Origin of the sequence: Bradyrhizobium sp. Mp27, from assembly GCF_029953005.1 — a bacterium.
Lineage (GTDB): Bacteria > Pseudomonadota > Alphaproteobacteria > Rhizobiales > Xanthobacteraceae > Bradyrhizobium > Bradyrhizobium barranii.
Genome location: NZ_JASAUS010000159.1, coordinates 1 through 15,640, shown reverse-complemented (window position 1 = coordinate 15,640; position 15,640 = coordinate 1). Strand labels below are relative to the sequence as shown.

At 57.6% G+C, this 15,640-nt stretch carries 13 protein-coding genes and 1 pseudogene; 2 read left to right on the top strand and 12 right to left on the bottom strand.

Features of this window, described 5'->3' with window-relative positions; genetic code table 11:
• Window positions 1–280 (top strand): NEL-type E3 ubiquitin ligase domain-containing protein (locus tag QJT78_RS42155; RefSeq protein WP_281460584.1); only part of this gene is annotated, 280 nt, incomplete at its 5' end.
• A gap of 546 nt (window positions 281–826) precedes the next feature.
• Here the strand turns inward: QJT78_RS42155 and QJT78_RS42150 are convergent.
• The 12 genes and pseudogenes from QJT78_RS42150 to QJT78_RS42095 all read right to left on the bottom strand — a co-directional run bounded on the left by QJT78_RS42150 (window position 827) and on the right by QJT78_RS42095 (window position 13,063).
• On the bottom strand, window positions 827–1,546 hold the full coding sequence (locus tag QJT78_RS42150; RefSeq protein WP_011084599.1) for a hypothetical protein: 720 nt from the start codon (window positions 1,544–1,546) through the stop codon (window positions 827–829).
• Window positions 1,547–1,600: 54 nt separating this feature from the next.
• Window positions 1,601–2,350, bottom strand: a complete 750-nt coding sequence (locus QJT78_RS42145) for a hypothetical protein (RefSeq protein ID WP_011084600.1) — start codon at window positions 2,348–2,350, stop codon at window positions 1,601–1,603.
• Window positions 2,351–2,869: 519 nt separating this feature from the next.
• Window positions 2,870–4,275: pseudogene (locus QJT78_RS42140) on the bottom strand (pitrilysin family protein).
• 53 nt (window positions 4,276–4,328) lie between these two features.
• The gene (locus tag QJT78_RS42135; protein WP_080586761.1) at window positions 4,329–5,675 is read right to left on the bottom strand and encodes a pitrilysin family protein; all 1,347 of its coding nucleotides are present in this window, start codon (window positions 5,673–5,675) and stop codon (window positions 4,329–4,331) included.
• Between the two features lie 1,114 nt (window positions 5,676–6,789).
• A complete protein-coding gene (locus QJT78_RS42130) occupies window positions 6,790–7,212 on the bottom strand; it encodes a hypothetical protein (RefSeq protein WP_028154572.1) in 423 nt (140 codons plus the stop codon).
• 567 nt (window positions 7,213–7,779) lie between these two features.
• Window positions 7,780–8,370 carry a tetratricopeptide repeat protein gene (locus QJT78_RS42125; RefSeq protein WP_011084608.1) on the bottom strand — a complete coding sequence of 197 codons (591 nt, stop codon included), beginning with the start codon at window positions 8,368–8,370 and terminating at the stop codon, window positions 7,780–7,782.
• Window positions 8,371–8,400: 30 nt separating this feature from the next.
• Entirely contained in the window at window positions 8,401–10,500 is a 2,100-nt protein-coding gene (gene sctV, locus QJT78_RS42120) for a type III secretion system export apparatus subunit SctV (RefSeq protein ID WP_011084609.1), read from the bottom strand.
• 9 nt (window positions 10,501–10,509) lie between these two features.
• A complete protein-coding gene (locus QJT78_RS42115) occupies window positions 10,510–10,938 on the bottom strand; it encodes a hypothetical protein (RefSeq protein WP_011084610.1) in 429 nt (142 codons plus the stop codon).
• 2 nt (window positions 10,939–10,940) lie between these two features.
• Window positions 10,941–11,477 carry a hypothetical protein gene (locus tag QJT78_RS42110; protein WP_011084611.1) on the bottom strand — a complete coding sequence of 179 codons (537 nt, stop codon included), beginning with the start codon at window positions 11,475–11,477 and terminating at the stop codon, window positions 10,941–10,943.
• Window positions 11,478–11,510: 33 nt separating this feature from the next.
• On the bottom strand, window positions 11,511–12,404 hold the full coding sequence (locus QJT78_RS42105; RefSeq protein ID WP_011084612.1) for a hypothetical protein: 894 nt from the start codon (window positions 12,402–12,404) through the stop codon (window positions 11,511–11,513).
• Between the two features lie 116 nt (window positions 12,405–12,520).
• Window positions 12,521–12,712: a hypothetical protein gene (locus QJT78_RS42100; protein ID WP_014497948.1), complete on the bottom strand. Its 192-nt coding sequence runs from the start codon at window positions 12,710–12,712 to the stop codon at window positions 12,521–12,523.
• Between the two features lie 42 nt (window positions 12,713–12,754).
• Complete coding sequence (locus tag QJT78_RS42095; protein ID WP_038944857.1) at window positions 12,755–13,063, bottom strand: hypothetical protein; 309 nt, start codon at window positions 13,061–13,063, stop codon at window positions 12,755–12,757.
• A gap of 904 nt (window positions 13,064–13,967) precedes the next feature.
• Here QJT78_RS42095 and QJT78_RS42090 point away from each other — a divergent pair.
• Complete coding sequence (locus QJT78_RS42090; RefSeq protein WP_014497946.1) at window positions 13,968–15,422, top strand: DUF1521 domain-containing protein; 1,455 nt, start codon at window positions 13,968–13,970, stop codon at window positions 15,420–15,422.
• The last annotated feature ends 218 nt before the right edge of the window (window positions 15,423–15,640 follow it).

Below are 15,640 nucleotides of genomic sequence, written 5' to 3'. Positions count from 1 at the left end.
CCGGCGGCTCTTCTTCGTCATCTTCGCTCCTGATTCGCAGCAAGAATCCTCGCCGCTGTCAGGCAGAAAATCCACTCAAGCTACTGTCCGAATTTGCGGGGCCAGCTCTGAGATCGAGGTTTATCTTGCCTACCAAGCCCAGCTGCGGGACGCCCTGGAGCTGCGGCACAACGCTCCCGACATGCGCTTCATGAATGTGTCTCAAGTGACCGAGGCCGATGTGGCCAGGGCCGAGGCGTCGGCGCGGGACGGGAAGCGGCGGAATTTCGGGACTATTTAGCGACGCGATGGCAACCATGGAAAGCGTGGTGAGGCGTATGGTACCCCAAGATTATGCTGAAATGCAGGAGCGGCTCGTCGGCGTGATGGGTGTACAATTTGAAACCCGCTTGGATGAGCGACTGGCTGAGCATGGTCTGACGGGCGATGCCGATGCCGAGCCGGTCCTCGGCGCCAGATACGAAACGAGATTGCCCGCGCGATCAAAAGCGCGCTCCTGCATCAGGTCCTCGGGAAGCTCGGCCTTCAGCTATGAGCGCACCTCCGAAGGAGGGTCCGTCGATCCGCCTCGCCGGTCACAAAAGTCAAAATTTAATCGACGCCTTCCGGGACGGACTGCCTGCATGACGGACTGTCTGCATGAGCCATTGCCGAATGAGCTCTGTTAATTGCGCCCGTGCGTCCGTGCGGACGATCATGGTATAGGATGGACATCCAAGAGAAGATTAGCAAAACGCAATGCGTTCACGTTGCGAGCGCCGTTGAACTCAGCGCTCAACGGCCTCTCATAGGCCAGACAAATAGATGGGGGATCAGACCGATCTCTTCAAGTCGCCCTCGTGCAACGTAGGCTACCGATGTCCGTCCCCCGCGGCCGATCCCACCTTCGCAGCGTCACACTCGAATCCAGATCGCGAAACATGCCGTAATTCCGCCGGATCCATTGATGCAGCTCGGTGGACCAGTCCTTCTCGTTGCGCAGATACCCAGTGAAGGAAAAGCCAAGCCGATCTATATATCTCTTAAGGAACAGCGGTAGTGCGGAAATTCGAATCACCCGATCGCCGTCCATCGCTTCAGGTAATCCGCCGCGCAGTGCGAATTCATTGTGGATGATGACCAGCGAGGCCGGGGGAATTCGCCGCCGCAGCATCTCGTAACCACGAAAGGAGATGCGATCTGCGCCCGCGACGAAGAGTACGACAGGGGTGACACAGCACCGCGCCGTCTCCTTGACGAAGCCAATCTCCTCGCACATCTTGAAGAATTCGTCGAAGGCGTGAAAGCCGAGATCGATTACTTTGGGTACACGATCGTGAACGATGAGAGGGTCCATCAGCTGCATCTTGCCGTATGTGTCGATCACATCCGCGGTCTCCGTGATGTTGGGCAGGTAGTCGAGCAATGATGGCTCTTTCAAGTTGACGTCAAACGACAGCGTTGTACCGTCTTTCAGCAGCAAGAACTCGCTCATGGCCCGAGCGATGAGGGTTTTACCGACCTGCGGGCTAGGTGAGCAGATGATGTAGATGGGGGTCGCTAACATAGCCAGCAGATCAATTTCGTTCCGTGCGTGGGCTCGAGCTTGCCGGATATACGGCTACTTCTCGCCGGCCCGGGTGGCGGACTTGGCCCCGGCCAATTCCGTCAAGTTGATGCGATCAAATTCGCTCCAGACATTTGCCAGCCAGTGCCGGACATAGCCGCGCAGCACGAAGGAGTTGTTCGCAGGTTCATCATTGCGTCCCTTGTTCGCGACGAAGTCTATGAACGGGACGGACGCGACTTCCACCTGCTCATACGCCATCTCGTTAAGCTTCGGGATGGTCAACTCAGTCGCATGTTTGATGCGATGAAAATAGGAATTATAAGTGGCTTGATCCCACTGGAAGAATTGAGTGTCGTTGATGAAGTTCTTGACCAGGTAGTACTTTGCACCGGTCATGAAAGTCGCGGTTTCCTCGATCTCGTCTAGCGACGCGATAGATGATCCCAGGATGTGGAACACGGCAAATGTGATCTGGCCAGACCGTGCCGAGTCCAGAAAGCCGATGTTGCGCAAGGAAGCCAGCGCAGAGGACAGTAGGCCTGCGCGAGCATCGATGACAGTGACGGACAGCCCTGAGTTCAAGGTATCGAAGATCTTCATCTGGTCCGCCGTCGCAGTCATGTCGACGATCTCAGTGATCCCGGGGTAAAAGCGCTTCAGCGTTCCCCGGGGCGACTCCGTGTCGAACGCGCGTATTTGCACGTTATTGACGCTAAAGTAGTCCAGTAGCGTTCGTGATACGGTCGTCTTGCCGACTCCTCCCTTGTCCGCACCGACTACAATTACCACTGGCTTCACCATAGAAACATCTCCTGAGCTCTTGCTATTGCCGCGCGCAAAGTGCGCTATCGGCGCGTCACTGCTTTGGGTGCGAACATGGCGGAAAGAAGGGGCAATGAACCGCCGATGCGAGAGCTCTGCAACTGATAAGCGTTTTCAACATCTAGCGAGTAACGTCGCGTGATGATGCAGCTCCGGCAATGGGAGTAATCACTTGTACTGGTGATTTACGTGAGGTTTGTGTGCGGCTGGAATATGCGGGGCAAGAATCAAAGTCTGCCCATGGTGATCGTTGGATTGCCGTAGGTTCGCTATGGATGCTGTCGCTGCCGCTATCAAATTTTAATGGGAGACCGAGTCTTACGTAGCGTCAGATTGCGAGCTCGATGAAAGCGCAAATCGGGGGGATGCTAGGCGGTCCGACTATGGCTTCGCAGACCATCAAAGGTCTACTGGATCAGATCGCCGTCTTTTCGGCATGCCGAGGAATATCTCCACGAGCTAAAGGTGAGTGGCTAAAGGCCTCTCTGCGCGCGAGAGCTAAGCACATGGGCTGCTAGAAAATAAATTGGGCGGCGTCGTCGGGCCGGTGTCTAGCTGATCGGCGCCCGGCGGGGGTGTAGTCCTGGACGGCACAATGGCCGCCTGCGCTGCGTCCTTTGGGGCGCGGCCGACGATAATTGTGAGCAGACCCCCGCCCCACAGCCGCTGCGCTGCTCTCTTTGGCGTCTTCCAGCGTCACCGCATCGACGACGGCATTCTGGTTTTCGAGATAGTCGATAGGCAACTTGTCAAGCTGATGCTGCAGTAGCGTTCGCGCCAGTTTTGATGATGTGTTGAGAGCTACCAGTTGCGAGCCCTTCAGGTAGGACTTTGCGTCATCGAGCTCCTGCTGAGTCGGTCCTTCCGCGGCGATCTGTCGGACCTGCTTCTCGATTTCTTCAACCGTTTCGCCGGCCCGATCGGCGCAGGTGCCGCTGGTACCGAGAAACATGGCTGAATGATCCAGCCAGACAAGCTGCTCACGGACTGAATAAGCCAGTCCGCGCTTCTCGCGGACTTCGCGGAACAGGCGTGACGTCAGGCCGCCGCCGCCGAGAATGTGGTTGACGATACAGGCGGGCATGAAACCCGGCTCGCTGCGACGGACGGCTGGACCGCCAAAAGTCACAACTGTCTGCGGCACATCGAGCTGAATAAAGACCCGCTGCGGCGGCTTTGCTGCGATGACGTCGGCGACCGGCATCGCTTCCGCGTTGCTCGGCAGGCTGCCAAAGGTCTTATCGAGCAGCTTGCAGACGGCCCCTGGATCGACCCCGCCGACCACCGCGATTTTGAACGTGTCTTTTTGCAATGACGCGCCGGACATAACCCTTGAGATCCTCGGCCTCTATCTTCGGCACGCTTTCCAAGTAGCCATCGACTGGGCGAGCATAGGGATGATCCCCAAAAGCGACTTCGAGGAACTTGCGGCGAGCCAGCGACGAAGGATCGGTTGAGTCGTGCCGAAGGCGCGCAAGCACAGCGGCACGGTTCCGTTCGACGTCGGCGGCCTCAAAACGCGGCGAGGTTAGCGCGATCCGTAAAAGCTCGAAGGCCTCCTCCGCGCTGTCATTGATCGTGCGCAAGGCACCGCGGAAGTGATCATGGGTCACGTGAAAACGCAGCTCAATGGCATGGCGGTCCAGCCGCTGATGAAAGGTCTTGAAGTCAAATTTGCCGGAACCTTCCTTGAGCAGCCCAGAAACCATGTGGGCTACGCCAGGTCTTTGAGCGGGATCCTGAGCCGCGCCGCCGGTGAAGGCATATTCCATCGAGATCAATGGGACAGTGGAGTCCTGCACGAACCAGGCTTCTATGCCGCAAGACGAAATCAAACGCTTGATCCTGGTCCGGTCCAGTGATCGTGGTGCGGCATGCGAATTTGACGAAGCGAGCACCGCCATGGAGAGGGAGGCTCCTCCAAGGAGGATCCCGCGTCGAGTGCAAGGATGGATCACTAGAGCGTCTCCCAGTGTTGCGGGGTAGACTCTTTGACGAGATAGCCGGTTACCGCTCGTTTCTTGTCGAGCCATATCCGCGCGGCCTCATGCACCTGCGGTGCGCCGACCGCTCGGATGTCGTCCGGCCAGCGTTGTACATCCTCGATGCATAGTCCCGTCGTCAGGGCGCGGCCATACCAGTGAGCGAGCAGTTCCTGACTGTCTTGGGCGTAGGCGACTTGCGCGGTTAGCCGCGTCTTCGCCCGCTGGAGATCTTCGGCACTCGCGGGATTACGGGCAATACCGGCGATTACCTCGTCGATGCAGCGCTCGATCAGGCTGAGGTTGGCGCCAGGCTTTGGTATGACGGAAATCTCGAATAGCGATGGATCGAGCGCGGCAGAGTGGTAGCTCGCCCTGGCGGTGACCGCGAGCTGCTTTTCGACAACCAGCGAGAGATAGAGATATGAGTTAATGCCGCCGCCCATCAACTGCTCGAGCACCTCAAGCGCTGGACCCTCGCCCGCGGCCGCGCTGCGAGTCGAGGGTACGAGATAATAGCGGCGCAGGGCCGGCTGCTCGACGCGGGCATCGGCCAGTGTCACTCTGCGCTGCGCGGCCGGCGGCGGTTCCTGCGGCCGCAGGCGTTCCTTGGGAATCGAAGGTTGCGCGGGGATGCCGCCAAACGTCTCCTTCACCATGGAGCGCATTTCCTTGGTGGCTACGTCGCCAGCGACAATCAGGATCGCGTTGTTAGGTGCATAGAAGCGCCGGTAGAAGGCAAGCGCGTCCTCTCGGGTAAGCTTTTCGATTTCCTGGCGCCACGCGATAATAGGGTGGCCGTAGGGGTGGTTGAGGTAAAGCGCCGCCATCATCTGCTCAGCAAGCCGGTTACCTGGATGGTTGGCGACCCTCATATTGAATTCCTCCAGCACGACGTCTCGCTCGGAGAGCACGTTCTCGTCCTTGAGAACGAGACCGGTCATGCGGTCGGCTTCAAATTCCATCATCTTGCCGAGGTGCTCTCGAGGCACGTGCTGGAAGTAGCTGGTGAAGTCGAACCCGGTAAAGGCGTTCTGGTAGCCGCTGGCGCGCAGCACGGCCTTGGAGAATTCATCCGCCGGATGTTTGGAGGTACCCTTGAACATCAGGTGTTCGAGGAAATGCGCAAGCCCCGATTTGCCGGGCGGTTCATCCGCGGAACCGACCTTATACCAGATCATCTGAGTGACGACTGGTGTGCGATGATCCTGGATCACAACCACCTGCAGGTCGTTCTGAAGCGTGAAGCATGCTGCTCGATCTGATCTGACCGTGCCGGCATAGACGCTAACCGCCGGAGTGGTGCGCGTCGTCGAGTCCAAGGCTTCAGGTGGCCAAATGTAACCGTCGACATGTCATGAACACAACCTTGCGCACAACGTCTCAGGAGAACTTGGCGTCTCTGGAGATTTGGGGGTAGATCAAGCGCGATATACGCTGGCACAACACTCAGCAGCTTGCCGTCACACATCTCGCTCTACACGATGAGCGGCTTGACGATTTGTCTGCCAGCGAGCAGCTCCTCTGAGTACACTGCGCCGAAGTAGTCCAGGATGAACGTGCGACAACAGCGTAGGTTATCGGCCGCGCGCATCAGGTGCCGCGGGGGAGCGCGATTGAGAAGATTTGCCGCAAAAGCCCATCGGTTGTTGACGCGCGAGGTAAACAAATGCTCAGCGATAGCTTCGATGAGACAGTGGAAGTCACTTGCCGGCCGTCGCGGTTTACGTAAGGCAAAGGGAAGCCGAGCGCACCGCTCACCGTCCTTAAATCACCTGCCAACAAGTCACTCAGATTAAGGATACCAAGGGCACCGCAGATCGCGGTCATGTGATTTGCGGTTGCAAGCCGGAGCCTGGTTGGCGCATGTTAACTACTTCGCTATTTCTCCTCTCTCTTATCTGAACGACAAGATGCCAGAAGGGCGTGGATGTAGCAGTGCCGAGCGGGTTTGATGAGGATGTGATCCTCCCGGAGGACGTTCATGCCGGCAAGATTCTGCCAACCAATCATGCCGTCCGCTGCCGGCGGCTAAAGGGCTGAAAACGGTTTGCGAGCAAGTTTTTTCCCGGGAAGGCAGAGGAGGAGATCCTCACATGGCAGGACCGGGTGTCATGGAGATCGTGCGCCGCCATCGCGCGCTGTAGCTTCGCAGTGCCGATAGACCGCGTCATTTCGGCTGATACAAGGAGGCTCTTTGCTGGCGCAAGCTGCAGATCAGGAGGAACACGAGGCTGCGGAGTCCGAGAGATAATCGATCTGCTGCTCGTCCGGCTTGATTCCGCCAGACGAAAGGACCCACAGCGCAGTCCAACTCCGCCTGCGGATACGGAAAAGATGTCGGTGCTCAAGAGTACATGCAGCAGGAAATGAGATGGAGGCCTGATCTTGCCCCGCCGATCCGGCCAATTGCTCTTCGTGTGATGCCTGTAGGCTCTACAAAAAGTCATATTCCTCATCATACGGATCGTTCGCGGGCTTCGCTACACTCTCGGTATACTTGGCATTGCCGCTGTTGTCTTCAGTCGCGGCAAGATACAAAGGCGGCTTACCCGCCCGCTGCCAATTGCCGCCTTCGTTCTTCCATTTGTCATCGTGCTTGGTGGGATCTAGCACCATCATCGAGTCACTAACCTCAAGAAAGCCCAACGCTGCCGCGCGGGCTTTCGCTTCCGGATTGGAAGAGTGGGAGAGAACGAGCGGTTTGTTTCCGTCGATCTGGAGCTGATGTTCAAGCAAGATATCGCCCGCGTTCTCGACGAGCGGATGAGTAACCCGGAAAGCTATTGTTGAGGTGATTTCATCTCGTCCAGGAAATTGATGGCGCCAATCATTGTTGCCCTTGAACAGCTCACTCATGCGGCCTCCGGGTTCCGTTCTCAGAAGCCCGACGCTCTTGTTCCCAAGCTGATAGCTGAAAAAGCACGATTTCTCCGAAATAGACTTCGTGCCGAAGCGAAATGCAGTGTCCGCTGTGCGTGAGCCTTTTCGGAAACCCAGCGCGAGTATCGCTGCGGATTGGCAGCAATATCCTCTATGTCTCCTCCATAAAAATCTGCCAGCTTATTCTCAAACGAAGATTTTGAGATCTCAACCACCGGCCGCTCGTCAACCAGCGCGTATGGCGGGACTGCTGCCAAAGATGCATCAACGGAGCAGCTCGATGGCGCCAAACTCAGAGCAGAGAATACATCCAAGAATCTTTGGCTATCCGTGTGGGAGCCATCGTCCGAGCTCGTTCCCATTTCATCGAGCTCGGACGCACGTTCGCTGTTAGATAGAGCTTTAGTGTTTTGAAACATAACACGTCCTGTTATGTCGGCGAGGCCGCGCCGGAGTGGGGTTCCGCGCTCATAGTAAGCCTAGCTGTCGGCAAGCTGACAGCTAAGCATCACGCTTCGCTATTCCTGCCCGCTCTTGATCGCCTTATCTTGAACGAGCCAATGCTTTCCGGCTGCCCGCCTGAGGTGCTGCGCTGGCATCGCCGGCGTCCATCTTGCCTTGAAGGGCGAGGGACAGTCCGAAATTGTTGCGCAGCATCGGGTTTGCAGGTTCCGCCGCGAGAGCTTGGCGGTATAGCTCTTGGGCTTCCTGATGACGGCCCTCGTGATCGAGAACAACTGCTTTGGCATTTAATGCGCGCAGGTCGCCAGGGGTTGCCAATAACACGCCGTCGAGCACCTCAAGCGCATCATTCGGACAGTTGCGTGCCAGCAGGGCTCGCGCAAGAGGAATAGCCGCATCAATGTTGTTCGGCTGTTGCTTCAATGCGTCGCGCAGAGCCCCTTCATCAGCATCTCGGCCAAGCGCGTGCGAAATGCGCTCGCGCGCGGCGGGGTCGATCTCTTCGCTGTCTGCGAGGTCTGATGCGGACCTCTGCTGCGGTGAAAGGCCATGTTTGTCTGCGGTAGCGCAACCAGCGAGCAGCACAACAGTCAGCATCGCAAGCAGAGCCGGCCGCAGCCTTGGACTGGCGGAGCACAGATATCGGCGGAAGCTGGTGTCATTAGATTTCATCGGCTACTCACAAGGTAGTGCTGCGCACTCTTAGCTTGCAGCTGTTAGGAGCCCTCCTGAGGAAGGCGCCTTTGGAAGCTTGACGGATCCGATCGGCCGGACCGTGAAGTCCGCGGCGAGATCTTGATAGGACAGAACAGGCAAGTCGATTCCGTTGCGCGTGAGAAAACCGCGCACGAAACGCCGGATATCCATCGAACCGAGGACGACAGGCTGGCTCTTACTTTGCGCGATGGTCGCATGAATCTGACGAAATTGTGCAAGCAGCTTTTCGCTCTGCCATTCATCCAAGACGAGATATGGGCCTACGGCCGTTTCCCGTACTGCGCCGCGGATGATTTCCTCGCTCTCACGCTCGATGATAAAGGCGACCACGACGCGATGGGCATTAGCATACCGGAAGCAGATTTGGCGTTTTAAGGTAGCACGAACATACTCGGTGAGCAGGACGGCGTTTTGCTCGCGCTCGCTCCATTCTGCCAATGCCTCCAGAAGCAAGCGGGTATTGCGGATTGGAATGCCTTCATCGAGCAAGCGGCGCAGGACCTCGGCGATCCGAGGGACGGTGGCCGTACGCAGTACCTCCTTCACCAGATCAGGGTATTCCTGCTCCATCCGAGCGAGCAATTGGCGGGTTTCCTGAATACCGACCAGGCGCTGTGCAAAGCGCGTCAATGTGGAATGGAGACGTAAGGCAAGAACTTCGCTTAGCCGATGATATCCGATTCCGGCGGCCTTGAGAGCCGCTGCATGCCGTTCTTCGATCCAGACCCGATTCGTTTCAGGGTCTTGTTGAAAGGGGATGCCGCTCAATTCGATGTTCGCGACATCGTCGTTGAGTGCCAAGTGCCCGGGATTGATCACATCACGCTCAACTGGCACACTATCGACATCGACCCTGAACTGCGACGAGGACAAGCTGTCGCCAATCTGGGCAGGGATCCGCGGAATGGTGATGCCAAGGTCCGCCGACACGAGCCTTGAAACACGCGAAATGCTCTCTTCCAGCTCGTCTTTGTCGATCGAATCCGTCAGGTTTGGTGCAAGGAACAACGCGATCGGAAGCGCTTCCGCATGTGCGGCCTGCTTTTGGACCGCTGCAGGAACCGGCGCCGATGCCGCGGCGCTAGCTCCTATTTTGGCGGCAGGCTTGTCGTCTTTGGGGCCGACCTTGACGTAGCTTGCGGCAGCGAACAGGACGGCCAGCACGGCAAACGGGGGCAAAGGAAAGCCAGGAACGAGCCCCATGAATACCAAGACGCAAGCGGCTAGCCTAAGTGCCTCCGTACTTGCGGTAAGTTGGTGAACGATATCGGCGCCGAGTCTGAGTTTGGAGGGTCCGTTGACGCGCGTGACAATGGTCGCGGCGGTAATTGACAGCAGCAGCGCCGGAATCTGCGAAATGAGCGCATCACCAATCGTCAAAAGAGTATATTGATGCAGCGCTTCATCGAGCGACATGCCCTTGGAGAGCAGGCCGATGCTTATTCCGCCAAGCATATTGATGCAGATCACGATCAGCCCGGCGATCGCGTCTCCCTTAACGAACTTCATGGCACCATCCATAGCGCCATGAAGCTGACTCTCTTGTTCCAAGGCGGCACGTCGGCGGCGTGCTTCGTGTTGATCGATGTGGCTGTTGCGTAGCTCCGCATCGATCGCCATCTGCTTGCCTGGTAGCGCGTCAAGCGTGAAGCGCGCAGACACCTCTGCGACGCGTTCGGCACCCTTGGCAAGAACCATGAATTGGACCATGGTCACGATCAAGAATATGACAATTCCGACCGCAATATTCCCTGAAATGACGAAGTCGCCGAAGGTGTGAATGATGCTGCCCGCGTCGCCTTCGGCGAGGATCAGCCGTGTTGTTGCAATCGTCAGCGCCAGCCGAAATACGGTGGAGATCAGGATGACGCCCGGCAAGGACGAGAAATCAAGCGGTGTGCTGAGATAGAGGGCAACCATCAGCAGCAATATGGCAAAGCCAAGATTGAAGCCGATCAGCATGTCGATCACGATGATTGGGATTGGCATGATCATCATGCCGATCGCTAGAAGCAGCATCAAGGCAACCATGAAATCCGGATGGGCCGGAGCGCGCACGACAAAGCCGCGCAAGGTATTGGCCATGATAGATCCCTATTGCTTTCGGATGAGGGCTGTACTCGCGCGCAATGACACATAGGTCTGGAAGACCTCGCGAGCCTCGGCCATGCGGCCAGCGTGCCGTAGCGCGTGACTGCGCAACAGCGTCATCGGTATGCGAGAAGAGGGTTGCGTATCAAGTGCGTCCAGCCGGTCCAGCACATGGAGTGCTTCCTCGCCGAGGCCCTCGGCGATGAGCGTGTAGGCTAGAATGCGGAGTAGACCGACGTCGTTGGAATGCTCGCGAGCTGCAATTCGCAACAGAGCCAGGCTGTGTGCGCTCTGCCCGCACGCGAGATGGACATATGAGAGTGCGCAAAGCAGGTCGCGCTCTGGCCCGGAGATCGACGGAATATCGCCGGATTTTGAGACTCCTGGAGCCAGGGGAACGGCGACGCGATGCAATCCATCAGGATCGGCCATGGCTAACCCTTGATTAAGCTGTTTTGGTTTTGTCGGAGCATTAGTAACCGCTGCAGCTCCTGCTGCAGGATTGCCAAGCACTCTCGCGCCGTCTTGTCTTCCGGCGTCGCCTCCAATGTTCGCGTCAAGCGTTCCAGAAGAACACCATGCTTGTCAGCGCGCAGTACGTCGGGATGACGAAGGCGCGGAACTACGAAGGAGAGTAGTCCGCGGGACAGATTGGGACCATAAAGCGAAGCCAATCTCGCGCGTGCATCTACCTCATTCGCTCCTGCTTCGCTTTCGAATAAAGTGACGCGTGAGATGGCGCCGACGGAATCGACCCCGAGCGCCGCTTCGCTCGCGCCATCAATTGGCAGATCATACGAAGCCGCATCCTGCCACGACGCCCGCTTCGTGCCGCTATCCGCATGGGCGCCTCCGACTTCGAGCTTATCACCTCGCGAAGGAGGCGAGCCGATGACTGGTGCGTGCTGGCCCGCATCTAACCCCTGCGATGAGTTGCCGGGCCCTACGGAGTTCTGAGGCAGCCTAGCCATAGCCTTCTCCTTCTCTTTTGCAGGGTAGAGACCTTAATAGGGCAAAGCGGCAGATCGGCCGTTGCGGCTGAGCAGAACTCGTCCATCCTCGATTCGATCAACGGTCCATCCATTACTTAAGAGCGCGCCGACGAAATACTTCTGCCCGGCAATAAGCAGATAAGGTTCGCTTCCGCGCCAGACGGCTTGGACAGCAATCGAAGACGGCATCTTTTCCTCTTTCACCGCGACAGCGTTCACAAGGGTCGGGGTACCATTGCTTTGACGATCGAACCATTGCTGGATTTCTTTCCATTTTGCGACGAGGTCCGGCGCAATCGTCCCTTCCGCGGTCACGACGCCGGGCCCGTGCCCGATCTTGACGTCAGGAAGGCCCTCTCGTTCGATCTGTTGGCGCAGTGATGCGGCCATTTCATCAGCAGCTCTCGCGTCAAAATGATCGACGGTTGGTTTAGCGGCAATTTCGACCGCGTGCGATGATCCGGTGCTTGGCGCCACCGCCCTATCGCCGGGGGCAAAGATGATTGAGACGGTGCCGATCGCGACAGAGCTGAGCAAGATCAGGCTGAGTGCCACGATCGAGCGGCGAGATCGCTTGCTCGAAGCAATTGGTTGGAAATCCTCTGCCGACCAGCGGATGGACATCGCGCCGGCATGAATGATCGCGGGAAGCGGCACTCTGACGCGCTCACCTGTTGCAATGCTAGCGTGACGGTCAATGCTGATTCTGGCAGCGAGCGCTTCGAGCTCGATCGAATCGCGCTGCGGGATGACGCGAAGATGATGCGGTTCGAGCCCTTGTTCAACGAAGATCATGTCCGCATCGAGGCCGCTGCCCACAATGCTCTCGCCGCCCGCCGTCTTTCCTTTGAGCCCGGTATAGACCCCCGAAAGCACCTCGAACTCAAGCGAAACAGAGTCGTTCACGATAATCCCCCGAATAACGAGAGAAGCCGTACGGCGGTGCCGTACGGCTCATCCAGACTTCGTCATTCACAGCGCGGCGACGGCAGCAACTGCGGTGAGCCACCCGTCTTGCAGAATTACTGGACGCGCTCGTCGGCGACCTTCTTCTCGGACGAGAGTTCGGTCGTAATTCTGCGCATTGCCACGGCCTGGGCCTGAACCTTCTGGCTCACACGCTCGAATTCAGCCATCTGGTTCTGGAAGCCGCTATCGCCGGTCTGCTGGGCACCAGCAGCGCCGCCATTTCCGCCAACATTGTCAACCGCCATGTCTATTTGCCTTTCTTTTGGGATAACGCTGGTTCTGATTTGTTACGAGGTGCGGGCCGGCGAGACGATCGCAGGAATGGAAAGGAACATGGGCGTACCGCCGAGCGTGCTGAGCCCGAGGCTCAGCTCCGGGCTCTTGCAGGCAGTGTCGTGCTTGGATTGCACCTCGGTCTTTTCGCCGGCGTCTTTGTGGTCTTCGGCCTTATCATGGTGACCCTCGTCGGGCACCAAGGTGTGGACCACCTTGTCAAAGACCTTGTCCACGGTCCCGCCCAGTGCCGAACCAATTGCCGCTCCGGCCGGGCCGCCTAGGTAACCGCCGGCGGCGCTTCCAATCATTTCTCCGATCATTGCGTTCTCCTATGTTCGTCTTGTTGCGCAGACGACTGTTCGCCTAGCTTCAGCGGCCTCATGCTAGGGGCGCTAGCTTTCGAAAAGCTGACGAGCCTCACGTTGAGGCGAGTGATATTTTGCGGCAGGCTTGCATCTGCTCGCAATCATCGGATCGCCCTGTCGCTCCCAGCCCTATAGCCGGCTTGGATGAAGGCGAGTTGAGCCGTGCTTAGCTGCGCGTTCAGGAATGATTTGACTTGGCGGAACCTTCGCAGGCGCGTGGCTTGTAGGGTGGAGCACGGAAGCGGGATAAGGTCATCGAGCCGTGCGGATCTCAGCCCTCGCTTGTCCCGTTTGGCTAAGATGGCGGCTTGCGAAAGCTCACCTTTCGCGAAGTCTTGATGCCTGGGAAAATGCAGCGAGAGTTCAAGCTGTTGATCGCTCCTCGCAGATGATGTGCAGTTCCGGCGGGAGCGCTGATTGCGGTGAGGATGAGATGATTGGCTGATAACCGGCAACGTCGTGTCATTTGCCTGAAGACATGGGAGCACCGCTGGTACCAGACGAATCTTGCCAGGAGGGAATATTAAATCTTGCGATACGTTCAGCGAAGGATGCGTTTCGGACATCCGATCGATGCCAAAGTGCGTGCGGCTTGGCTCGCTGATCATCGTCAGCTTTTCGACAGGTGTTCGGGCTACCGTATCTGTGAGTTGAATGCGCGTGATGTGCTCGTGCGGTTACGGTGATGGGGCGAGAGAGGATCTCCATAGGCTGCCGGTTTCTGGCAAGGGAATTAGTCGTTCGTTCGGATGAGCTGATCAGGCGCTCTCATGCAGATCTGAAGCGGCGGATCTTGGGTGACTATGCGCGTAACGCTCACAGTTTTACAGATGTCGTCTATGCAACAGGAGTGAACTAAATGCAGTATCTTCCCGTGGCTGGCCTGCCAGTGGTGGGTGCGCCCGACTCGATGAACGGAGTGGCGCCGGAGGGCGCTGTTGTCACTCCCACCTTCAACGCCATGTTGGGGCAATATGCCCCGGCGAGCTACCAGTACTTGCCGGTAGCCTCACCAGCCCTCGTCGGTACGGCCGTTGGGAGTGTCGTTCCGGTCGTCGTGGCGCCAGCCGTCGTTACGACGCAGGCGTACATGATGGCGCCTCCTCCTTCCACCATGCTGATGAGCCAGCTGAATCAGAATGCCGAGCCTGCTGTGGATCCGGTGTGGACGCATGAGGTCAAGGATGGCAAGGCCACGATCAACCTTGGGGACAAGTATACGATTACGGCCAATGAGAAGGATGGCACGTGGACAGTCCGCAACAACCAGACCGGCCATGTCACGGTCATTCATGGCGACCCGCACGTTGATGCCGACGGAGACGGCAAGGATGACTTCGATTTCAAGAAGGATATGACGTTTCAGCTCGACGACGGCACGAAGATTACTGTGAATAATGTCGACTACGGCAATGGCCAGGCCATCTCTTCAAAGCTTACGATTACGAACGGCCACAACGCGATCGTTGTCGAGGGACTCGGCGACGACAAGGATGGCAAAAACAATCTGAGGGTGACGCAGTCCAACGCTGGGATGACCCTTGACGAGTTGACGTCTGATGGTGCCCAAACGATCCATGAGAGTGGACAGGGATGGGTCGATGGCGCCGGACGCGCCGTGAATCAGGCGAGTATCGACGACGGCGAGCAAGGGCGTGGGCCGGGCAACTACCAGTATGCAAGCGGAGCGCCCACCTCTACGGCGCCCGTCTTCTTCGTTCCTCCTCCGCCGCCGCCTCTTGCGATGGTGCCTGTTGCGGCTGCCCAGGTGCCCACGCAGTCTTCTCAGCCGGCGCCAGTGTGGTCACATGAGGTCAGGGACGGCAAGGCTGAGATCAAGCTTGGTGATAAGTATTCGATCTTGGTCGACGAAAATGACGGAACAGTGCTCATTCGTAACAGTCAAACAGGCAAGATCACCTCGATTAAAGGCGATCCCCACGTCGATGCCGACGGTGACGGCAAGGTCGACTTTGACTTCAAGAAGAACATGACTTTCCAGCTCGACGACGGCACGAAGATTACTGTCGACACCGTTGATATCGGCAAGGGCAAAACGATGGCCTCGAAGCTGACCATTACTAACGGCGACAATGCCATGGTCGTCGAAGGGCTTGGAGACCGCTTTGACGGTAAGAACAATCTCAAGGTGACGCAGTCGAATGCGGGCCGTACGCTTGATCAATTGACTTCGGACGGAGCCCAGACGATTTATGAACAACCAGGCTCGGGCTGGGTTGACCGGTCTGGACGCCAGGTGAACCAGGAAATCATCGACAGCAATGAGAATCCAGGCACAACGTCCGATGCTTGAGTTGGCCTGAGGTCTGGCTGGTACTGCGAAGCGGTTCCAGCTTATGGGATAAGTCACTGAAGTGGGCGCTAGCGCCCGCTTTTCGTGTTCAGTGAGGAGATGAAGATACTAGTACCCACTTTTCTTGGAACGTGAGTCGTGATTCAAGGTCGGGATGATACCCGAAGCAAGAGAAGTCCACCTTTCGAGGAAAGATCGCAAGGTGCTTGAGGCGTGCT